Raw genomic sequence first — 15237 nt, 5'->3', positions numbered from 1 at the left:
CGGTATGGCGATAGACACCGCAAGCCTTGCCGACCTGTACCGCGCACTGCACAGCGACCCCGAACTGTCCGGTCAGGAGCACGCCACCGCGGCCCGGGTGATTGCCGCGCTCGAGGGCACCGAAGCCGAGGTGACCCCTGGCGTCGGTGGCACCGGTGTGGTCGTGGTGCTACGCAACGGCGACGGGCCGGTGGTGATGTTGCGGGCCGACATGGATGCGCTGCCGGTCCGGGAGAACACCGGATTGCCCTATGCCAGTACCAAATCCGTGCCGGATGCCAACGGCCGGCAGGTGTCCGTCGCGCACGCCTGCGGCCACGACATGCACACGGCGGCCCTCGTCGGTGCGGTGCAGACGCTGGCGGCCACCCGTTCCGCGTGGTCCGGAACGCTGCTGGCCGTCTTTCAGCCCGCCGAGGAACTCGCCAGCGGCGCCCAGGCGATGCTGGACGACGGATTGTTCGACCGCTTCCCGACGCCGTCGGTCATCATCGGGCAGCACGTCGGCCCGCTGCCCGCAGGCGTCATCGGCTACGGCACCGGCCCGATCATGGCCGGGACGGATTCGGTGGACGTGACGCTGCACGGCCGCGGCGGGCACGGGTCCGCACCGGAACACACCGTCGACCCGGTGGTGATGGCCGCCGCGGCGGTACTGCGCTTGCAGGGCATCGTGGCCCGGGAGGTGCCGTCGCACGAACAGGCCGTCGTGACCGTGGGACGGCTGCAGGCGGGGACGAAGGAGAACATCATTCCCGACACGGCCGAACTGGGGATCAACCTGCGGACCTACTCAGCCGAGCGCCGGGCCGCGGTGCGCGCGGCGGTCGAACGGGTGGTGCGCGCCGAAGCCGCGGCCTCGAACGCGCCCCGCGAACCGGACTTCGACTGGACGGTGACGGCGCCCGTGCTGATCAGTGATCCGACCGCCACCGAGAAGACCGTCGCCGCCCTGCGGGAGCACTTCGGGGCGGACAAGGTGTGGCCGCTGCCGCCGCTGTCGGCCAGTGAGGATGTCGGGGTGTTCGGCAACGCCATCGGGGTGCCGACGGTGTTCTGGTTCTGGGGCGGGGTCACCATGCAGACCTTCACCGACGCCTTCGCCAAGGGGGAGTTGCCGCCGACGAACCATTCACCGGAGTTCGCGCCGGTGCTGGAACCGACCCTGAGTGCGGGGGTGGAGGCGCTGACGGTGGCGGCCCGCACCTGGCTGGGTGGGGCCCGTTAGCCCATCACGTCGCGGACCTTGACGGTCTCCATGCCCTTGAGCAGCAGTTCGCGCGCGGTGTCCAGATGCTTTCGCCAGTGCGCCTCGGCGCCCTCGCCGTCACCCGAGCGCATCAACGTCATCAACCGCTTGTAGGAGCGCATCAACAACTCGTAGTCCGATTTGGACATCGGGCGGTTTTCCTTCATCGCGAAGGCGGTGTGGCGCACGGTGATCTCGTGCAGCATGCCGGCGATGATGGTCAGCGTCGCGTTGCCGGACAGTTGGACCATCCGGCGGTGGAAGTCGCCCGTCGTCTCCGCCATCCGGCCGGTGTCGCGGCCCGAGGGCACGTAGTCGGCGAGCATGGTGTCGAGTTCGTCGAACGCCTCGGTGTTGCCGGATTCGGTGAGCAGTCGCACCGCCATCGGTTCGATACCCGAGCGCGCGGTCATCACGTCGGCGATGGTCGCCCCGGACAGTTCCAGTAACAGCCCGGCCGGCCGCGCGACGATCTCGGGTCCGGGTACCCGCACCCGCGCGCCGGTGCGCGAACCCCGTCGCACCTCGACGAGGCGTTCGGACTCGAGCACACGTACCGCTTCACGAAGGGTGGGGCGGCTGACGGCGAAATGGGCCATCAGCTCGGCCTCGTTGGGCAGGAAGTCACCCTCTTTGAGCTGCCCGTCGACCACCATGCGGCGCAGGGTGCCCGCCACCAGTTCGGCGGTCTTGGGGCTGCGGATGGCGCCGCCGGACGTCGATGGGATGGCGTTGGGGCCGATCATCGGCGATAACGGGGTGGACTGGGCCACCGGGGCCTCCTGGACTGATTTGTGGCCGGGTTGCGGCCAGCTAGTGAACTCAGTAAACCATGTCTGGGGTCAACCGGGGCGTAACCTCCGCTCTACCAACCAGTAGGTTGACCTAGTAAACCTTCTGTTCTAGGTTCAGCTTAAGGCCCTGGCTGAACTTGCGGCCTAAGCGACTCTTTGCAAAAGCCACCACACCTTCGAAGGAGAAGTCATGGCAGAAGCGGTCATCGTCGAGGCAGTGCGGTCCCCAGTGGGGAAGCGCAACGGCGCCCTGTCGGGAGTGCACCCGTCGGAGCTGTCGGCCCAGGTGCTCAACGGCCTGGTGCAGCGCGCCGGGATCGACCCCGCCCTCGTCGACGACGTCATCTGGGGTTGCGTCATGCAGGCGGGTGAGCAGGCGCTCGACATCGCCCGCACCGCCGTGCTGACCGCCGGATGGCCCGAGACCGTGCCCGGTGTGACCGTCGACCGCCAGTGCGGTTCCAGCCAGCAGTCGCTGCACTTCGCCATCGCCGGCGTGGTGGCCGGCCACTACGACGTCGTCGTCGCCGGTGGCGTCGAGTCGATGTCGCGCACCCCGATGGGTTCCTCGCTGGCCAACGGCGGGCACCCCTATCCGGAAGCCTTCCAGGCGCGCTACGACCACAAGACGCCCAACCAGGGCGTCGGCGCCGAGATGATCGCGTCGCAGTGGGGCCTGTCGCGCACCCAGCTGGACGAATTCTCCCTGCGTTCGCATGAGAAAGCCGCCGCCGCACAGGATTCCGGCGCATTCAAGGACCAGATCGTCGGGATCAATGTAACGGACGCGGACGGCAACAAGGTCACAGTGCTGGAGGACGGTGGCATCCGCCGCGGCGGCACCGTCGAGTCTATGGGCAACATCAAGCCCGCCTTCCGTGAGGACGGCGTCATCCACGCCGGTAACTCCAGCCAGATCTCCGACGGCTCGGCCGCGCTGCTGGTCACCTCGGCCGAGAAGGCAAAAGAGCTGGGGCTCAAGCCGATCGCCAAGGTGCACACCGCGGTGCTCGCCGGCGCCGACCCGGTCATCATGCTGACCGCGCCGATCCCGGCCACCCAGAAGGCACTGGCCAAGTCCGGCCTGAACGTCGATCAGATCGGTGTGTTCGAGGTCAACGAGGCCTTCGCCCCCGTGCCGATGGCGTGGCTGAAGGACATCGGCGCCGACGAGAGCCGGCTCAACCCCAACGGCGGCGCCATCGCGTTGGGCCACCCGCTCGGTGGTTCCGGCGCCCGCATCCTGACCACGTTGCTCTATCACATGCGGGACAACAACATTCAGTACGGCCTGCAGACCATGTGCGAAGGTGGCGGTCAGGCGAACGCGACCATCCTGGAACTGCTGTGAGCGACGAGCAGCAGCCGGGTGCGCTCGTAGAACGACGAGGCAACGTCTCGATCATCACGATCAACCGGCCGGAGGCCCGTAACGCCATCAACGCGTCGGTGTCCATCGGTGTCGGCGACGCCTTGGCTGCCGCGCAGGACGATCCGGAGGTCCGGGCCGTCATTCTCACCGGGGCGGGCGACAAATCATTCTGCGCCGGTGCGGATCTGAAGGCCATCTCACGCGGGGAGAACCTGTTCCACCCCGACCACCCGGAGTGGGGCTTCGCCGGGTACGTGCGGCACTTCATCGACAAGCCGACCATCGCGGCCGTCAACGGCACCGCGCTGGGCGGCGGCACCGAACTGGCGCTGGCAAGTGACCTGGTGGTGGCCGAGGAACGCGCCAAATTCGGTCTGCCGGAAGTGAAGCGCGGCCTGATCGCCGGCGCCGGCGGGGTGTTCCGCATCGTCGCGCAGCTGCCCCAGAAACTGGCCCTGGAACTGGTGTTCACCGGCGAACCGCTGTCCTCGGCGGACGCGCTGAAGTGGGGCCTGATCAACAAGGTGGTACCGGACGGCACCGTGCTGGACGCGGCGCTCGCGCTGGCCGAACGCATCACCGTCAACGCTCCGCTGGCCGTCCGTGCCAGCAAGCGGGTGTCCTACGGCGCCGTCGACGGCGTCATCGGCGCCGACGAGCCGTTCTGGAAGCAGACCTTCGGCGAGTTCGCCACCTTGCTCAAAACCGAGGACGCCCAAGAGGGTCCGCTGGCTTTCGCGCAGAAGCGCGAGCCCGTCTGGAAAGCGAAGTAACTGTGAAGAGACTGGTTTTCGAAACCGAGCACGAACAGCTCCGTGACACTGCCAGGCAGTTCCTGGAGAAGGAGTGCCTGCCCAACGTCGAGAAGTGGGAGGCCGACCGCCTCGTCGACCGCGAAGCTTATGTGGCCGCAGGCAATTACGGGCTGATCGGGTTCAACATGCCCGAAGAGTTCGGCGGCGGCGGGGTCGACGACTTCCGGTTCAACGCTGTCATCGTCGAGGAATTCGCCAAGTTCGGTCTGGCCTGCCCGGGCGTGAGCCTGCAGAACGACATCGTCGGCCCGTACTTCAAGCATCTGGCCACCGAGGAACAGCTCAAACGCTGGATGCCGGGCTTCGTCAGCGGTGAGCTGATCGGCGCGATCGCCATGAGCGAGCCGGGCGCCGGCAGCGACCTGGCCGGCATCCGCACCACCGCGGTGCGCGACGGTGACGACTGGATCATCAACGGCTCCAAGACATTCATCTCCGCGGGCATCAACTCCGACCTGGTGGTCGTCGTGGCACGCACCGACCCGGACGCCGGCCACAAGGGCTTCTCGCTGCTGGTGGTCGAGCGCGACACGCCGGGCTTCACCCGGGGCCGCAAGCTGGACAAGATCGGTCAGCACGCCGCCGACACCGCGGAGCTGAACTTCGAGGACGTCCGCGTCCCCGCCGAGAACCTGCTGGGCACCGAAGGCAAGGGTTTCTACCATCTGATGGAAAACCTTCCCTCGGAACGTCTTTCGATCGCCATCGCCGGTGTCGCCGGCGCGAGGGCCACGTTCAACGAGACGCTGCAGTACGTCAAGGACCGCAAGGCCTTCGGCCAGCCGATCGGTAGCTTCCAGAACAGCCGCTTCGTAATGGCCGAGTTGGACACCGAACTGGACATCGCCGAGCAGTACGTCGACCGTTGCCTGCGCGCGGTCGTGGACGGCGAGCTCACCGCGGTCCAGGCGTCCAAGGCCAAGTGGTGGTGCACCGAGCTCGGCAAGAAGGTCGTCGACCAGTGCCTGCAGCTGCACGGCGGCTACGGCTACATGAACGAATACCGGGTCGCCAAGGACTACATCGATGTGCGAATCCAGACGATCTACGGTGGCACCACCGAGATCATGAAGGAGATCATCGGCCGGGATCTGGGCCTGTAATCCGTTAGTAACCAACGAAACTGAAGCCAGGGACGGATCCTTTACGGATTCCGTCCCTGGCTTCGGTTTCGCGGTGAGCCGCTCAGCGCGGCGGGGCCACCGTGGTCGTCGTGCTGGTGACCGTCACCGGGGTCTCGGTGGCCGGAGCGGCCGGCGTGGTGGTCGCGGTCTCCGTCGAGGACGTCGACGTCGTGGTGGCCGTCGCGGTCACGCCCTCGGGGGCCAGGGCCGGGTCCAACACGGTGTCGAGGATGTAGATCCGCGCGTTCGCGGTCTTGATGCCGGCGCAGGTGACCTTGGCGTCGTTGACGGTGATGTCCCCGCCCTTGCCCTTCACCACGACCGGCTTGCCCTGCTGGGTGTACATGGTGCCGTGGATGTCGTCGGGGCCGAGGATGCCGAGCACCATGTGGTAGTAGACCAGCGCGGTCAGCTTGACCGGATCGGCCTTGATGGCCTCCAGTTCGGCGGGATCGAGCTTGGCGAAGGCGTCATTGCTGGGCGCGAACACCACGTACGGGCCGTTGTCCAGGACGCTGCTGACGTTCACCGCCGGATTGAGCTGACCCGAGATGGCCTGGCTGAAGGTGGAGATCTCCGGGATGCTCGCCAGCGCGGCCGACGATCCCGCGGTGGAGAGACCGAGCAGCGAACCCGGGCCGGATGCGACGGCCTTGACGCCCGCGTCGCAGGCGGAACCCTGCGGAACGGGGACAGGTGCCGTCGGGGTGGTCGGGTCGGCGTGGGCCGTCACCGCTGCGGACAGGGCGATCGCTGCGGATGCGACGACGCCGCCGATGAGCTTGCCGGTGCGTGCTTGCACGTGAGTTCCTCCATGTCGTGCCTGGGTCCAGTTGCTTGAAGCTGGGCGGCGCGGATGGGCGGGGACTTCGGCACATGCAGCGTGCGTGCACCATCAGCTAACAGTCCACCCGAGCCTCGGCGTCCCCGCGGCGCCGCTTGCATGGTATTCGTACCGGCTGGACTAACAAAAACGAGGCTCTCAGGCCACCGCTGCCTGCTGGGGTCTGCGCACCGCGCCGCAAAGTCCGGCGGCGACGACGCACAACCCCGCGGCCAGATAAAACGCCAGGTCATAGTTGCCTTGCAGATCCCGGATCCACCCGGCGCCGGCCGCGGCGACGGCCGCGCCCAACTGGTGGGATGCGAACACCCAGCCGAACACCACGGGTGTGCGGGCACCGAAGTACTCCCGGCACAGCACGATCGTCGGCGGCACGGTGGCCACCCAGTCCAGGCCGTAGAAGATGACGAACACCCAGGTGCTCGGTTCGGCGTGCGGGGACAGCAGCGACGGCAGCAGCGACAACGACAACCCGCGCCCGGTGTAGTAGACGACCAGCAGCAGCCGGGGGTCGACCCGGTCGGTCAGCCAACCGGAGAACACCGTGCCTGCCACGTCGAAGATGCCGATGGTGGCGAGCAGCCCGGCAGCGAGCGTCGTCGGCATCCCGTGATCGTTGGCGGCCGGGATGAAGTGAGTGCCGATCAAGCCGTTGGTGGTCATGCCGCAGATCGCGAAACTGGCCGCGAGCAGCCAGAACGCCCGGGAGCGCAGCCCGATCCGCAGTCCCTCGAAGGCGGCGCTGAACGTGCCGGTGGGCAGCACCGCGGTTTCGGTGGTGGTGGCTCCGTAGGCGGTCAGACCGATGTCCTGCGGGTAGTTGCGCATGAACAGCGCCACCAGCGGCACCACCGCGACGGCGGCCGCGGCGACGATCAACGATGCCCACCGCCAACCGTGTGCGGTGGTCACGGCGGCGACCACCGGCAGGAAGACCAGCTGACCGGTGGCGCTGGCCGCGGTCAGGACGCCGGTGACCAGGCCGCGGCGGGCCTCGAACCAGCGGGTGGCGATGGTCGCGACGAAACCCATCGAAATGGCGCCGGTGCCCAGCCCGACCAGCACGCCCCACAGCAGCACCAGCTGCCAACTGGCCGTCATCAGGACGCTCAGTGCCGAGCCGGTGGCAATGAGGGTCAGGGCGCCGGTGAGCACCGGGCGCACCCCGAAGCGGTCCATCAGCGCCGCGGCGAACGGGGCGGTCAGGCCGTACAGAGTCATGTTGACCGCCATCGCCGCGCCGACCGTGCCGTGGCTCCAGCCGAATTCGTGATGCAGTGGGTTCATCATCACGCCGGGCACAGAGCGGAAGGCCGCTGCGCCGAGGATCGCGATGAAACTGACCGCGGCGACCACCCAGGCCCAGTGCAGGCGTGTTCGCGTACCGAGAAGTGTCACCGGCCCACTGTCGCGGATATGACCACCGCCCGCCTAGTGGCACAAACGACACGATTCATCAAAAACATGCCAAGATGGCGGGGTGCATCGAATGGCAGTTCTCCTGCTACCGCCGGTGGTCGGTTTCGACGCGACCATTGCACCCACCCTGTTCGGCAGCGCCCTGGGCGTCGACGGAGCACCGCTGTACGAGGTGACGACGTGTGCCGTGCAGCCCGGACCGGTCGCCTCCACCAATGGTTTCGCGATGGTGCCGGTCGCCGGACCGGAGGCACTGGACACCGCGGACACCGTCGTCATCCCCGGCACCCGCTACGCCCCGGCCCGCACGGGCGGGTTCCTGGACGACGACGTCACCGCCGCGTTCGCCCGGATCCGCCCCGACGCCCGGGTGGTGTCGATCTGTACCGGCGCCTTCGTGCTGGCCGCCGCGGGCCTCCTCGACGGCCGCACCGTGACGACGCACTGGAAGTTCGCCGATGCGTTGCGCGCGCTCTATCCGGCGGTCGACGTGGACGAGAACGTGCTGTTCGTCGATGACGGTGACGTGCTCACCTCGGCGGGGCTGGCTGCCGGAATCGACTTGTGCCTGCACATCATTCGTGGTGACCACGGAGCGCAGGTGGCCAACACGGTCGCCCGCTACTGCGTGGTCCCGCCGTGGCGTGAGGGCGGCCAAGCACAGTTCATCGACCGGCAGATGCCGGTGGACGACCACGCATCGACGGCGGCCACCCGGGCCTGGGCGCTGGCGCACCTGGAAACCGAGCTCACCGTCGCGCGACTGGCCGGCCACGCCCACATGAGCCTGCGCACGTTCAACCGCCGCTTCCGGGAGGAGACCGGCGAGGCGCCGGGCAACTGGATTCGGAAGCGCCGGGTCGACCGAGCCCGAGAACTCCTGGAGTCCAAGGACATTCCGGTCGACGAGGTGGCGCGGCTGTCCGGGCTGGGCACCGGCGGCAACCTACGCCACCACCTGCGCCGCGGGATGGGGATGTCCCCGTCGAGTTATCGCAAGGTCTACCAAGGTCTCTAGGACGGTCTCCAGGACGCACCTGACTACGATGACGGCCATGCCTGAGCCGCTGATCATCCCCATCCGCGGGCGTGCCCCGCAGTTGCACGCCGAGTCCTGGGTGGCGCCCAACGCCACCGTGATCGGCCCGGTGACGCTGGCCGCGCGGGTGAGTGTCTGGTACAACGCCACTCTGCGTGCCGAGTTCGAGCCCATCGAGATCGGCGAGGGCAGCAACATCCAGGACGGCGTCACCGTCCATGTCGACCCCGGATTTCCGGCACGCATCGGCGCGGGCGTCACCGTGGGCCACAATGCGGTGCTGCACGGCTGCACCATCGAGGACGACGTCCTGGTCGGGATGGGTGCCATCGTGCTCAACGGCGCGGTGGTCGGAGCGGGTTCGCTGGTCGCGGCGGGTGCGGTGGTGCCGCAGGGCGCGGTGATTCCGCCGCGGTCGCTGGTCGCCGGCGTGCCGGGCAAGGTGCGCCGCAGCCTCAGCGACGAGGAAGTCGCGGGTAACCGTTTCAACGCCGAGGCCTATCAGGGGCTCATCGACGTGCACCGCCGCCAGGACTGAGGCCGAAGACGCCACGGCGACAACGGTTCCCGCTGGTCACACGGGGAGTGGTTTGAAGGGTGGCCCGCGTGGGCATCCGCAAAACCAACAGGTGCGTCAATAACTTGGCGCGCACCGTTGATCGGAGGAGCCCTCATGACCACCACCAGTTGGATCATCGTTGCCGTCATCGCCGTCGTGGTGCTGGCGCTCGTCGCATTCCTGGTCCGCAGCGCAACCCATCGTCGCCGCTCGGTACAGGCCGAACGCATCCGCGAAGAGGTGCAGGAGGAAAGCCAGCGGCTGAACCGTCATGAGGCCGTGGCCGCCGAGACCGAGGCGAAGGCCCGGGCCGCCCAGGCCGAAGCCGAGGCGAAGGCCGCCGAAGCCGCACGCCTGCAGGAGCGGGCCGCCAGCCACCGCGACAAGCTGGACTCCACCCGTGAGCAGTTGGACGCGCGCCGTGAGCACGCCGACAAGATCGACCCGAACGTCAAGCGCACCGACGCCGACGACCAGCCCGATCGGGTGCTCATCGACGACCCCAAGGTCGCCCGCGACGTCGATCCGGCGCACGCCAACGGCCGCCACACCACCCGCTGAGCGGGTGTGACGAGCGCCGCGATCGGGTGTAGCGCTCAGTAGAACCGGGTATGGGCCTCCGCGCGTCGAATTGCGGACACGTGCGGCCACCGGGGCCGTCGGGTGCCGGTGAGTAGGAGGCTTTGGTGCAGATCAGGACGTCGAACGCCCGCACGGGCCGCGCATGACCCAGCGCATCCTTGTCACTGGTGCCACCGGCTACATCGGATCGAGACTGGTCGGCGAATTGCTGGCCACCGGCCATGACGTGATGGTCAGCAGTCGCGATCCCGGTCGACTCACTGCCTTCGGCTGGTATGAGGACGTCGCGACGGTCGCCTTGGACACCCGCGAAGAAGATTCCGTGGCAACGCTTTTCGAACGCTCGGGACCGATCGACGTGATCTACTACCTGATCCACGGTATCGGGGAGCCCGGCTTCCGGGCCGCGGACAACGAGGCGGCCCGACGGCTCGCCGAGGCGGCCGGGTACGCCGGTGTGCAGCGCATCGTCTACCTCGGCGGGTTCGTGCCCGAGGAAGACAATCTCTCCGAACATCTGGCGGGCCGCGCCGAAGTGGCGCACGCTTTGACCGTGCGCGGCGGCCCCGAGGTGGTGTGGCTGGGAGCGGCGGTGATCATCGGAGCCGGTTCCACCTCATTCGAGATGATGCGCTACGTCGGCGACCGGTTCCCCGTGTTGCCCCTGCCGCCCTGGCTGACCAATCCCATCGACCCGATCTCGGTGCGAGATGTGCTGTACTACCTGGTCGCGGCCGCCGATGAGAAGCAGGTGCCCGCCGGTGCCTATGACATCAGCGGACCGAGCACCACCAGCTACGGGGGCCTGTTGTCGGCCTATGCCAGGCTGGCTAACATCTGGCATCTGGCCGTGCCCGCGCCGAGCGTGCCGACCGCGCTGGCGTCGCGGGTGTCGGCCGCGGCTCTGCCCGTACCGGGGGGTCTGGCCGCGGATCTGACTGCCTCCCTTGATCATCCGATGACCGCCGCCGGTGCCGGGCTGCGCGAACTGGTGCCCGACCCGCCGGGGGGCCTGTTGAGCGTGGACGACGCCATCAGGCTTTCGCTGGCGACGCGCCGCCGCCGGCCGGTCGACAGACTTGCCGATTCGCACCATCTCGCCGACACGGATCCGAGCTGGGCGGGTGGCGATGCGGCCCGCATCCGATCGCTCACCCCAACGGTTGCGCGACCCGCGCTGGCACTGCTGCCGCTGCTGCCCGGCCCGGCGGTCGCCGCCCTGCGTACGGGTATCGACTTCCTGGCCGACCTGATTCCGCAGGGGAAGCACCGATGATCCCGTCACCATGGCGCGCCGCCGCGCCCGCCGCCGACGAAGCCCGCAAGGTGGTGCGGCGCCGGCGGATCACCGTCATCGCGGTGTTGGTGATCGGGGCCTCGCTGCAGGCATATTCGTTGAGCAGGCACCCGGGCGACAACGCCTTCTATATTCTCACCCTGGCCATGGCCGGGGTCTGGACCGTCGGCGCGGCACTCTCCGGCCCACTGCACCTGGGTCGGTTACCCGGCAGCGGGCCCAGGTATCGGCGCCCGGTGCTCCTCGGTGTCGGCGTGGGACTGGGTGTCGGAGCCGTGTTCGTCATCGGCGGTCTGGTGGCCCGGTTGATCCCGCCCGTACGCGAATACATCACGGCTGTGCTGGAATTCGCCAACCAGGGTGCGTTGCCACTGATCGTGTTCATCACTGTGCTCAACGGGCTGGCCGAGGAACTGTTCTTTCGCGGCGCCTTGTACTCCGCACTCGGCGGACACCGTCCGGTGCTGCTGTCCACGGCCATCTACTTCGTGTCGGTGATGGCGGCCGGTAACCCGATGCTCGGTTTCGCGGCCATTCTGCTCGGCACGATCTGCGCCCTGCTGCGCCGGATGACCGGCGGTGTGCTGGCGCCGATGCTCACCCACTTCTTCTGGGGCCTGGTCATGGTGCTGGCGTTGCCCCCGATCTTCGGCCTCTGACTCGGCTCTAGCTCGTTAATGGGTGCGCCAGTTCGTCACGCGACATGCGGGCACCCAGGTAGGCGGCCAATGCCAGCACGATCGGTGCGAGGCCGGCGATCAGGTAGATGGTCTGCACCGGAATCACCTTGGACACCGGACCGGCCAGCGCCATCGACACCGGCATGAACACCAGGGAGACAAAGAAATCCAGGCTGGACACCCGGCCCAGCATCTCGGACGGGACGCGTCGCTGCAGCAGGGTGCCCCAGATGACGAACGCCGCGCTGTCGGTGAAGCTGGCCACGAACGCCGAGGCTGCCATCACCGGGAACGACGAGGTGAACCCGATCAGCGCCATGGGCAGGTTGCCCAGTCCCCACAACACCATCATCACCGTGAGGTAGCGCCGCGGCATGGGGCGCGCGGACACCGCGACCGCGCCGAGCGCGCCACCCACTCCATAGGCGGCCAGCACCAGACCGTAGGTCTGGTCGCCGTTCTCGAACCGCGACTGGGTGATGAACGGGAGCAGGACCTCCAGTGGTCCCATCACCAACAACACGAAGGTGCTGGCGAACATCAGTGAGGCGAACAACCACGGGGTGCGCACCATGAACAGGAAACCGTCGCGCAGTTCTGCGAGTGGGTGAGCGTGCGTCTTCTCGGCGGAATCAGGTTGTCGCACAGGTCGGGTGGCGATCAGCAGGGTCAACCCGAGGGCATACAGCACCGCGACGGTGACCGCGCCGACGGTGGGAAAGGTTGCGCCGATGATCACGCCCGCGATGGCCGGGCCGACCGCCTGCTGGAAGGTCGGCCGGACCACGCCCTCGATACCGTTGGCCGCCAACAGTTGTTCCTCGGGCAGGATGCGTGGCAGGTAGGCGCTGTAGGCCGGGAAGAAGAATGCGCCCGCGACGCCCAGCGCCCCGGCGGCCACCGCCATGTGCCACAGTCGCAGCGTGCCGGTCAGCCCCAGGATCGCGATCGCCGTCACCGCGGCGGTATTCACCGACTCGACGACGATGATGATGGTGCGCTGCGGAAACCGGTCGGCGGCAATGCCTCCGACGAGCACGAAGGTGACCAGCCCGATGCTCAGGCACGCCGCCACCAGAGACAGTGCGGCGGGATCGTTGTCGATCGCCATGACCTGCAGCGCCATCACGACGGTCCACATGCCGGTGCCGAAGATCGAGAAAGACACCGCGGCGATCAACAGTCGGTACTCGCGGAACCGCAGCGGGGCCAGCGCGCGCACGGTGCCGGTTTGGATGCCCACGAGGGGAGACCCTATCCGGCGTCACACGTCCAGCGGATGTTCCACCTCGTCCCGTGGCATCCGGGCGGCCAGCCATGCGACCACACCCAGCGCCGTCGGAATGATCCCGGCCGTCAGGTAGATGGTCTGCACGTCGAATACCTTGGACAGCGGCCCGGCCAGCGCCATCGACACCGGCATGAAGACCAGCGAGACGAAGAAATCCAGGCTGGACACCCGGCCCAGCATCGCCGGCGGCACCCTGCGTTGCAGCAGTGTGCCCCAGATGACGGTGGCCGCACTGCTGGTCATGCCGACGACGAAGGCGGCCGCCGCCATCACCACGAACGACGACGTGTAGCCGATCAGCACCAGGGGCAGATTGCCCAGGCCCCAGCACGCCATCATCACCGTGAGGTAGCGCCGCGGCAGGCGGACCGAGGAGACCGCGAGCGCGCCGACCGCTCCGCCGAGTCCGAACGCGGCCAGTACGAAGCCGAAGATCCGTTCACCGTGCGCGAACCGGGCATTGGTGATGAACGGCAGGAGCACCTCCAGCGGGCCCATGATCAGCAGCACGAATCCGCTGGCGAACAACAGCGTCGCCAACAGCCACGGGGTGCGCACCATGAACCGGTAGCCGTCCCGAAGGTCGGCCAGCGGATGCGTGCTCGGTCTTTCCGACGAAACCGCCTGCGCCACCGGCCTGGTGGCGATCAGCAGGGTCAGTCCCGTGCCGTACAGGACCGCGACGGCCGCGGCACCCAGCGCAGGGAAGGTGGCGCCGATCAGCACGCCGGCCGCCGCGGGTCCGACGGCTTGTTGCAGGGTCGGCCGGAGCACGCCCTCGATTCCATTGGCCGCCAACAACTGTTCGGGCGGCAACAGCCTCGGCAGGTAGGCGCTGAAGGCGGGAAAGAAGAAGGCGGCGCCCACGCCGAGCGCAGCGGCGCCGACGGCCATGTGCCACAAGCGCAATTGCCCGGTGAGGCCGAGTGTGGCGATCGCCGTCACGACGACCGTGTTCACCGACTCCACGGCGATGATGATGGTGCGCTGCGGCAGCCGGTCGGCGGCGATGCCGCCGACGAGGACGAACGCGATCAACCCGGCGCTCAGGCAGGTGGCCACCAGCGACAGCGCGGTGGGATCGTTGTCCAGCGCGATCACCTGCAGCGCCATCACCACCGTCCACATGCCGGTGGCGAAGATGGACAGCGTCAGCGCCGCGATCAGCAGGCGGTACTCGCGGTGTGCAAAGGGCGCGAGTACCCGCCAGCGGGGTTGCCCGAGTTGCGTACTCACACAACTGATGGTGACCGATCAGGGGTGGCCGAAGCCACTGATTTATCGGGCGTCCATTTGTGCGGTGTGTTCGTCTGGTTCGGCGTTTCGCGGATCAATCCGCACAACCGGCGCCCCCGAGGTCTAGCTGTCGGTGAAGGTGGCCTGCCGGTGCTCCTGGAAGGCCGCGGTGCCCTCGCGGAAGTCCTTGGAGGTGAGCAGGATCAGCTGGCCCTCGCGCTCGCGTTCGATCGCCGCTTCCAGTTCGGTGAGGGTGGCGTCGTTGATGGCCTGCTTGGTCTTGCGCAGTGAGACGGCGGGTCCGGTGGACAGCGTGGCGATCACCTTGGCCACTGCGGCGTCCAATTCGTCGGTGGCATGCACGGAGGTGACCAGGCCCCAGTCATAGGCTTCGGCCGCGGTGATGCGTTCGGCCAGCAGTGCCATCCGCTGCGCGCGGATGCGGCCGACGGCCGCCGCGATGAGCGCCGACGCACCGCCGTCCGGCATCAGCCCGATCTTGGTGAACGCCAGCATGAAAAATGCCTTCTCCGAGGCCAACACGATGTCCGAGGACAACGCCAGCGACACACCGACACCGGCGGCCGGGCCCTGCACCACCGCGACGACGGGCTTGGGCAGCGCGACGATGGAGCGCACCGCGCGGTTGGCGGCGTCGAGCACCACCTCCGGTCCGTTGACGGATTTGGCCGATACGTCCTCGGCGCTGATCCCGGCCCCGGAGCTGAAACCGCGGCCCGCGCCCGCCAACTTCACGACGCGGACCTCGGCGTCGGTGGCGGCCTGCTCGAGGGCGTCGGCGATCCCGGTCAGCATGGCCTCCGACAGCGAGTTCAGGGTGTCGGGGCGGTTCAGGGTCACCGAGAGCACGCCGTCGGCGAGCTCCACGGTCAACTGCTCGATGCTGCGATACGTCATGGGTACGCCCTCACGTTC

At 68.0% G+C, this 15237-nt stretch carries 15 protein-coding genes; 9 read left to right on the top strand and 6 right to left on the bottom strand.

The window, feature by feature from the left end:
* Positions 1-4 precede the first annotated feature (4 nt).
* Positions 5-1228, top strand: coding sequence for an amidohydrolase (locus tag AC1DY7_RS24660; RefSeq protein ID WP_477496360.1), 1224 nt, complete (start codon positions 5-7; stop codon positions 1226-1228).
* Here AC1DY7_RS24660 and AC1DY7_RS24655 read toward each other — a convergent pair.
* Positions 1225-2022: a FadR/GntR family transcriptional regulator gene (locus AC1DY7_RS24655; RefSeq protein ID WP_477496359.1), complete on the bottom strand. Its 798-nt coding sequence runs from the start codon at positions 2020-2022 to the stop codon at positions 1225-1227. The two genes, AC1DY7_RS24660 and AC1DY7_RS24655, sit on opposite strands and share 4 nt — an antisense overlap.
* A gap of 211 nt (positions 2023-2233) precedes the next feature.
* On the opposite strand from AC1DY7_RS24655, the gene AC1DY7_RS24650 reads away from it, so the two are divergent.
* From AC1DY7_RS24650 to AC1DY7_RS24640, 3 genes are read left to right on the top strand one after another with little or no spacing between them, the layout of a single operon-like run.
* Positions 2234-3394, top strand: coding sequence for a thiolase family protein (locus AC1DY7_RS24650; protein WP_477496358.1), 1161 nt, complete (start codon positions 2234-2236; stop codon positions 3392-3394).
* Positions 3391-4188: an enoyl-CoA hydratase-related protein gene (locus AC1DY7_RS24645; RefSeq protein ID WP_477496357.1), complete on the top strand. Its 798-nt coding sequence runs from the start codon at positions 3391-3393 to the stop codon at positions 4186-4188. Before AC1DY7_RS24650 ends, AC1DY7_RS24645 begins: the two co-directional genes overlap by 4 nt.
* A gap of 2 nt (positions 4189-4190) precedes the next feature.
* A complete protein-coding gene (locus tag AC1DY7_RS24640) occupies positions 4191-5333 on the top strand; it encodes an acyl-CoA dehydrogenase family protein (protein ID WP_477496356.1) in 1143 nt (380 codons plus the stop codon).
* A gap of 82 nt (positions 5334-5415) precedes the next feature.
* On the opposite strand, the gene AC1DY7_RS24635 is transcribed toward AC1DY7_RS24640, so the two are convergent.
* Together AC1DY7_RS24635 and AC1DY7_RS24630 are read right to left on the bottom strand one after the other, a co-directional pair.
* Entirely contained in the window at positions 5416-6156 is a 741-nt protein-coding gene (locus AC1DY7_RS24635; protein ID WP_477496355.1) for a fasciclin domain-containing protein, read from the bottom strand.
* Positions 6157-6336: 180 nt separating this feature from the next.
* Entirely contained in the window at positions 6337-7596 is a 1260-nt protein-coding gene (locus AC1DY7_RS24630; RefSeq protein ID WP_477496354.1) for an MFS transporter, read from the bottom strand.
* 82 nt (positions 7597-7678) lie between these two features.
* Here AC1DY7_RS24630 and AC1DY7_RS24625 point away from each other — a divergent pair, with 82 nt between their 5' ends.
* From AC1DY7_RS24625 to AC1DY7_RS24605, 5 genes are all read left to right on the top strand, one after another.
* Positions 7679-8635 carry a GlxA family transcriptional regulator gene (locus AC1DY7_RS24625; RefSeq protein ID WP_477496353.1) on the top strand — a complete coding sequence of 319 codons (957 nt, stop codon included), beginning with the start codon at positions 7679-7681 and terminating at the stop codon, positions 8633-8635.
* A gap of 37 nt (positions 8636-8672) precedes the next feature.
* Positions 8673-9194 (top strand): gamma carbonic anhydrase family protein, encoded by a 522-nt coding sequence (locus tag AC1DY7_RS24620; RefSeq protein ID WP_477496352.1) that lies wholly within the window; start codon positions 8673-8675, stop codon positions 9192-9194.
* Positions 9195-9329: 135 nt separating this feature from the next.
* Positions 9330-9776, top strand: a complete 447-nt coding sequence (locus tag AC1DY7_RS24615; protein ID WP_477496351.1) for a hypothetical protein — start codon at positions 9330-9332, stop codon at positions 9774-9776.
* A 163-nt stretch (positions 9777-9939) separates the two neighbouring features.
* Positions 9940-11073, top strand: coding sequence for an NAD(P)H-binding protein (locus AC1DY7_RS24610; protein ID WP_477496350.1), 1134 nt, complete (start codon positions 9940-9942; stop codon positions 11071-11073).
* A complete protein-coding gene (locus AC1DY7_RS24605; protein ID WP_477496349.1) occupies positions 11070-11753 on the top strand; it encodes a lysostaphin resistance A-like protein in 684 nt (227 codons plus the stop codon). The genes AC1DY7_RS24610 and AC1DY7_RS24605 overlap by 4 nt, the downstream gene beginning before the upstream one ends.
* Before the next feature lie 7 nt (positions 11754-11760).
* On the opposite strand, the gene tet(V) (AC1DY7_RS24600) is transcribed toward AC1DY7_RS24605, so the two are convergent.
* The 3 genes from tet(V) (AC1DY7_RS24600) to AC1DY7_RS24590 form a co-directional block, all read right to left on the bottom strand.
* Positions 11761-13017 (bottom strand): tetracycline efflux MFS transporter Tet(V), encoded by a 1257-nt coding sequence (tet(V), locus tag AC1DY7_RS24600; protein WP_477496348.1) that lies wholly within the window; start codon positions 13015-13017, stop codon positions 11761-11763.
* Positions 13018-13038: 21 nt separating this feature from the next.
* Entirely contained in the window at positions 13039-14301 is a 1263-nt protein-coding gene (gene tet(V) / locus AC1DY7_RS24595) for a tetracycline efflux MFS transporter Tet(V) (protein ID WP_477496347.1), read from the bottom strand.
* Positions 14302-14424: 123 nt separating this feature from the next.
* A complete protein-coding gene (locus AC1DY7_RS24590; protein WP_477496346.1) occupies positions 14425-15219 on the bottom strand; it encodes an enoyl-CoA hydratase in 795 nt (264 codons plus the stop codon).
* Between the last annotated feature and the right edge of the window lie 18 nt (positions 15220-15237).

The organism is Mycobacterium sp. P2_H7 (assembly GCF_056403275.1).
This window is presented reverse-complemented; position numbering and strand designations above follow the sequence as displayed.

What these genes read in the sequence shown, in the direction of transcription:
- AC1DY7_RS24615 (WP_477496351.1), top strand. Translation starts at nt 9,330, where the DNA reads ATGACCACCACCAGTTGGATCATCGTTGCCGTCATCGCCGTCGTGGTG.
- AC1DY7_RS24590 (WP_477496346.1), bottom strand. Translation starts at nt 15,219, where the DNA reads ATGACGTATCGCAGCATCGAGCAGTTGACCGTGGAGCTCGCCGACGGC.
- AC1DY7_RS24610 (WP_477496350.1), top strand. Translation starts at nt 9,940, where the DNA reads ATGACCCAGCGCATCCTTGTCACTGGTGCCACCGGCTACATCGGATCG.
- AC1DY7_RS24650 (WP_477496358.1), top strand. Translation starts at nt 2,234, where the DNA reads ATGGCAGAAGCGGTCATCGTCGAGGCAGTGCGGTCCCCAGTGGGGAAG.
- AC1DY7_RS24620 (WP_477496352.1), top strand. Translation starts at nt 8,673, where the DNA reads ATGCCTGAGCCGCTGATCATCCCCATCCGCGGGCGTGCCCCGCAGTTG.
- AC1DY7_RS24605 (WP_477496349.1), top strand. Translation starts at nt 11,070, where the DNA reads ATGATCCCGTCACCATGGCGCGCCGCCGCGCCCGCCGCCGACGAAGCC.
- AC1DY7_RS24660 (WP_477496360.1), top strand. Translation starts at nt 5, where the DNA reads ATGGCGATAGACACCGCAAGCCTTGCCGACCTGTACCGCGCACTGCAC.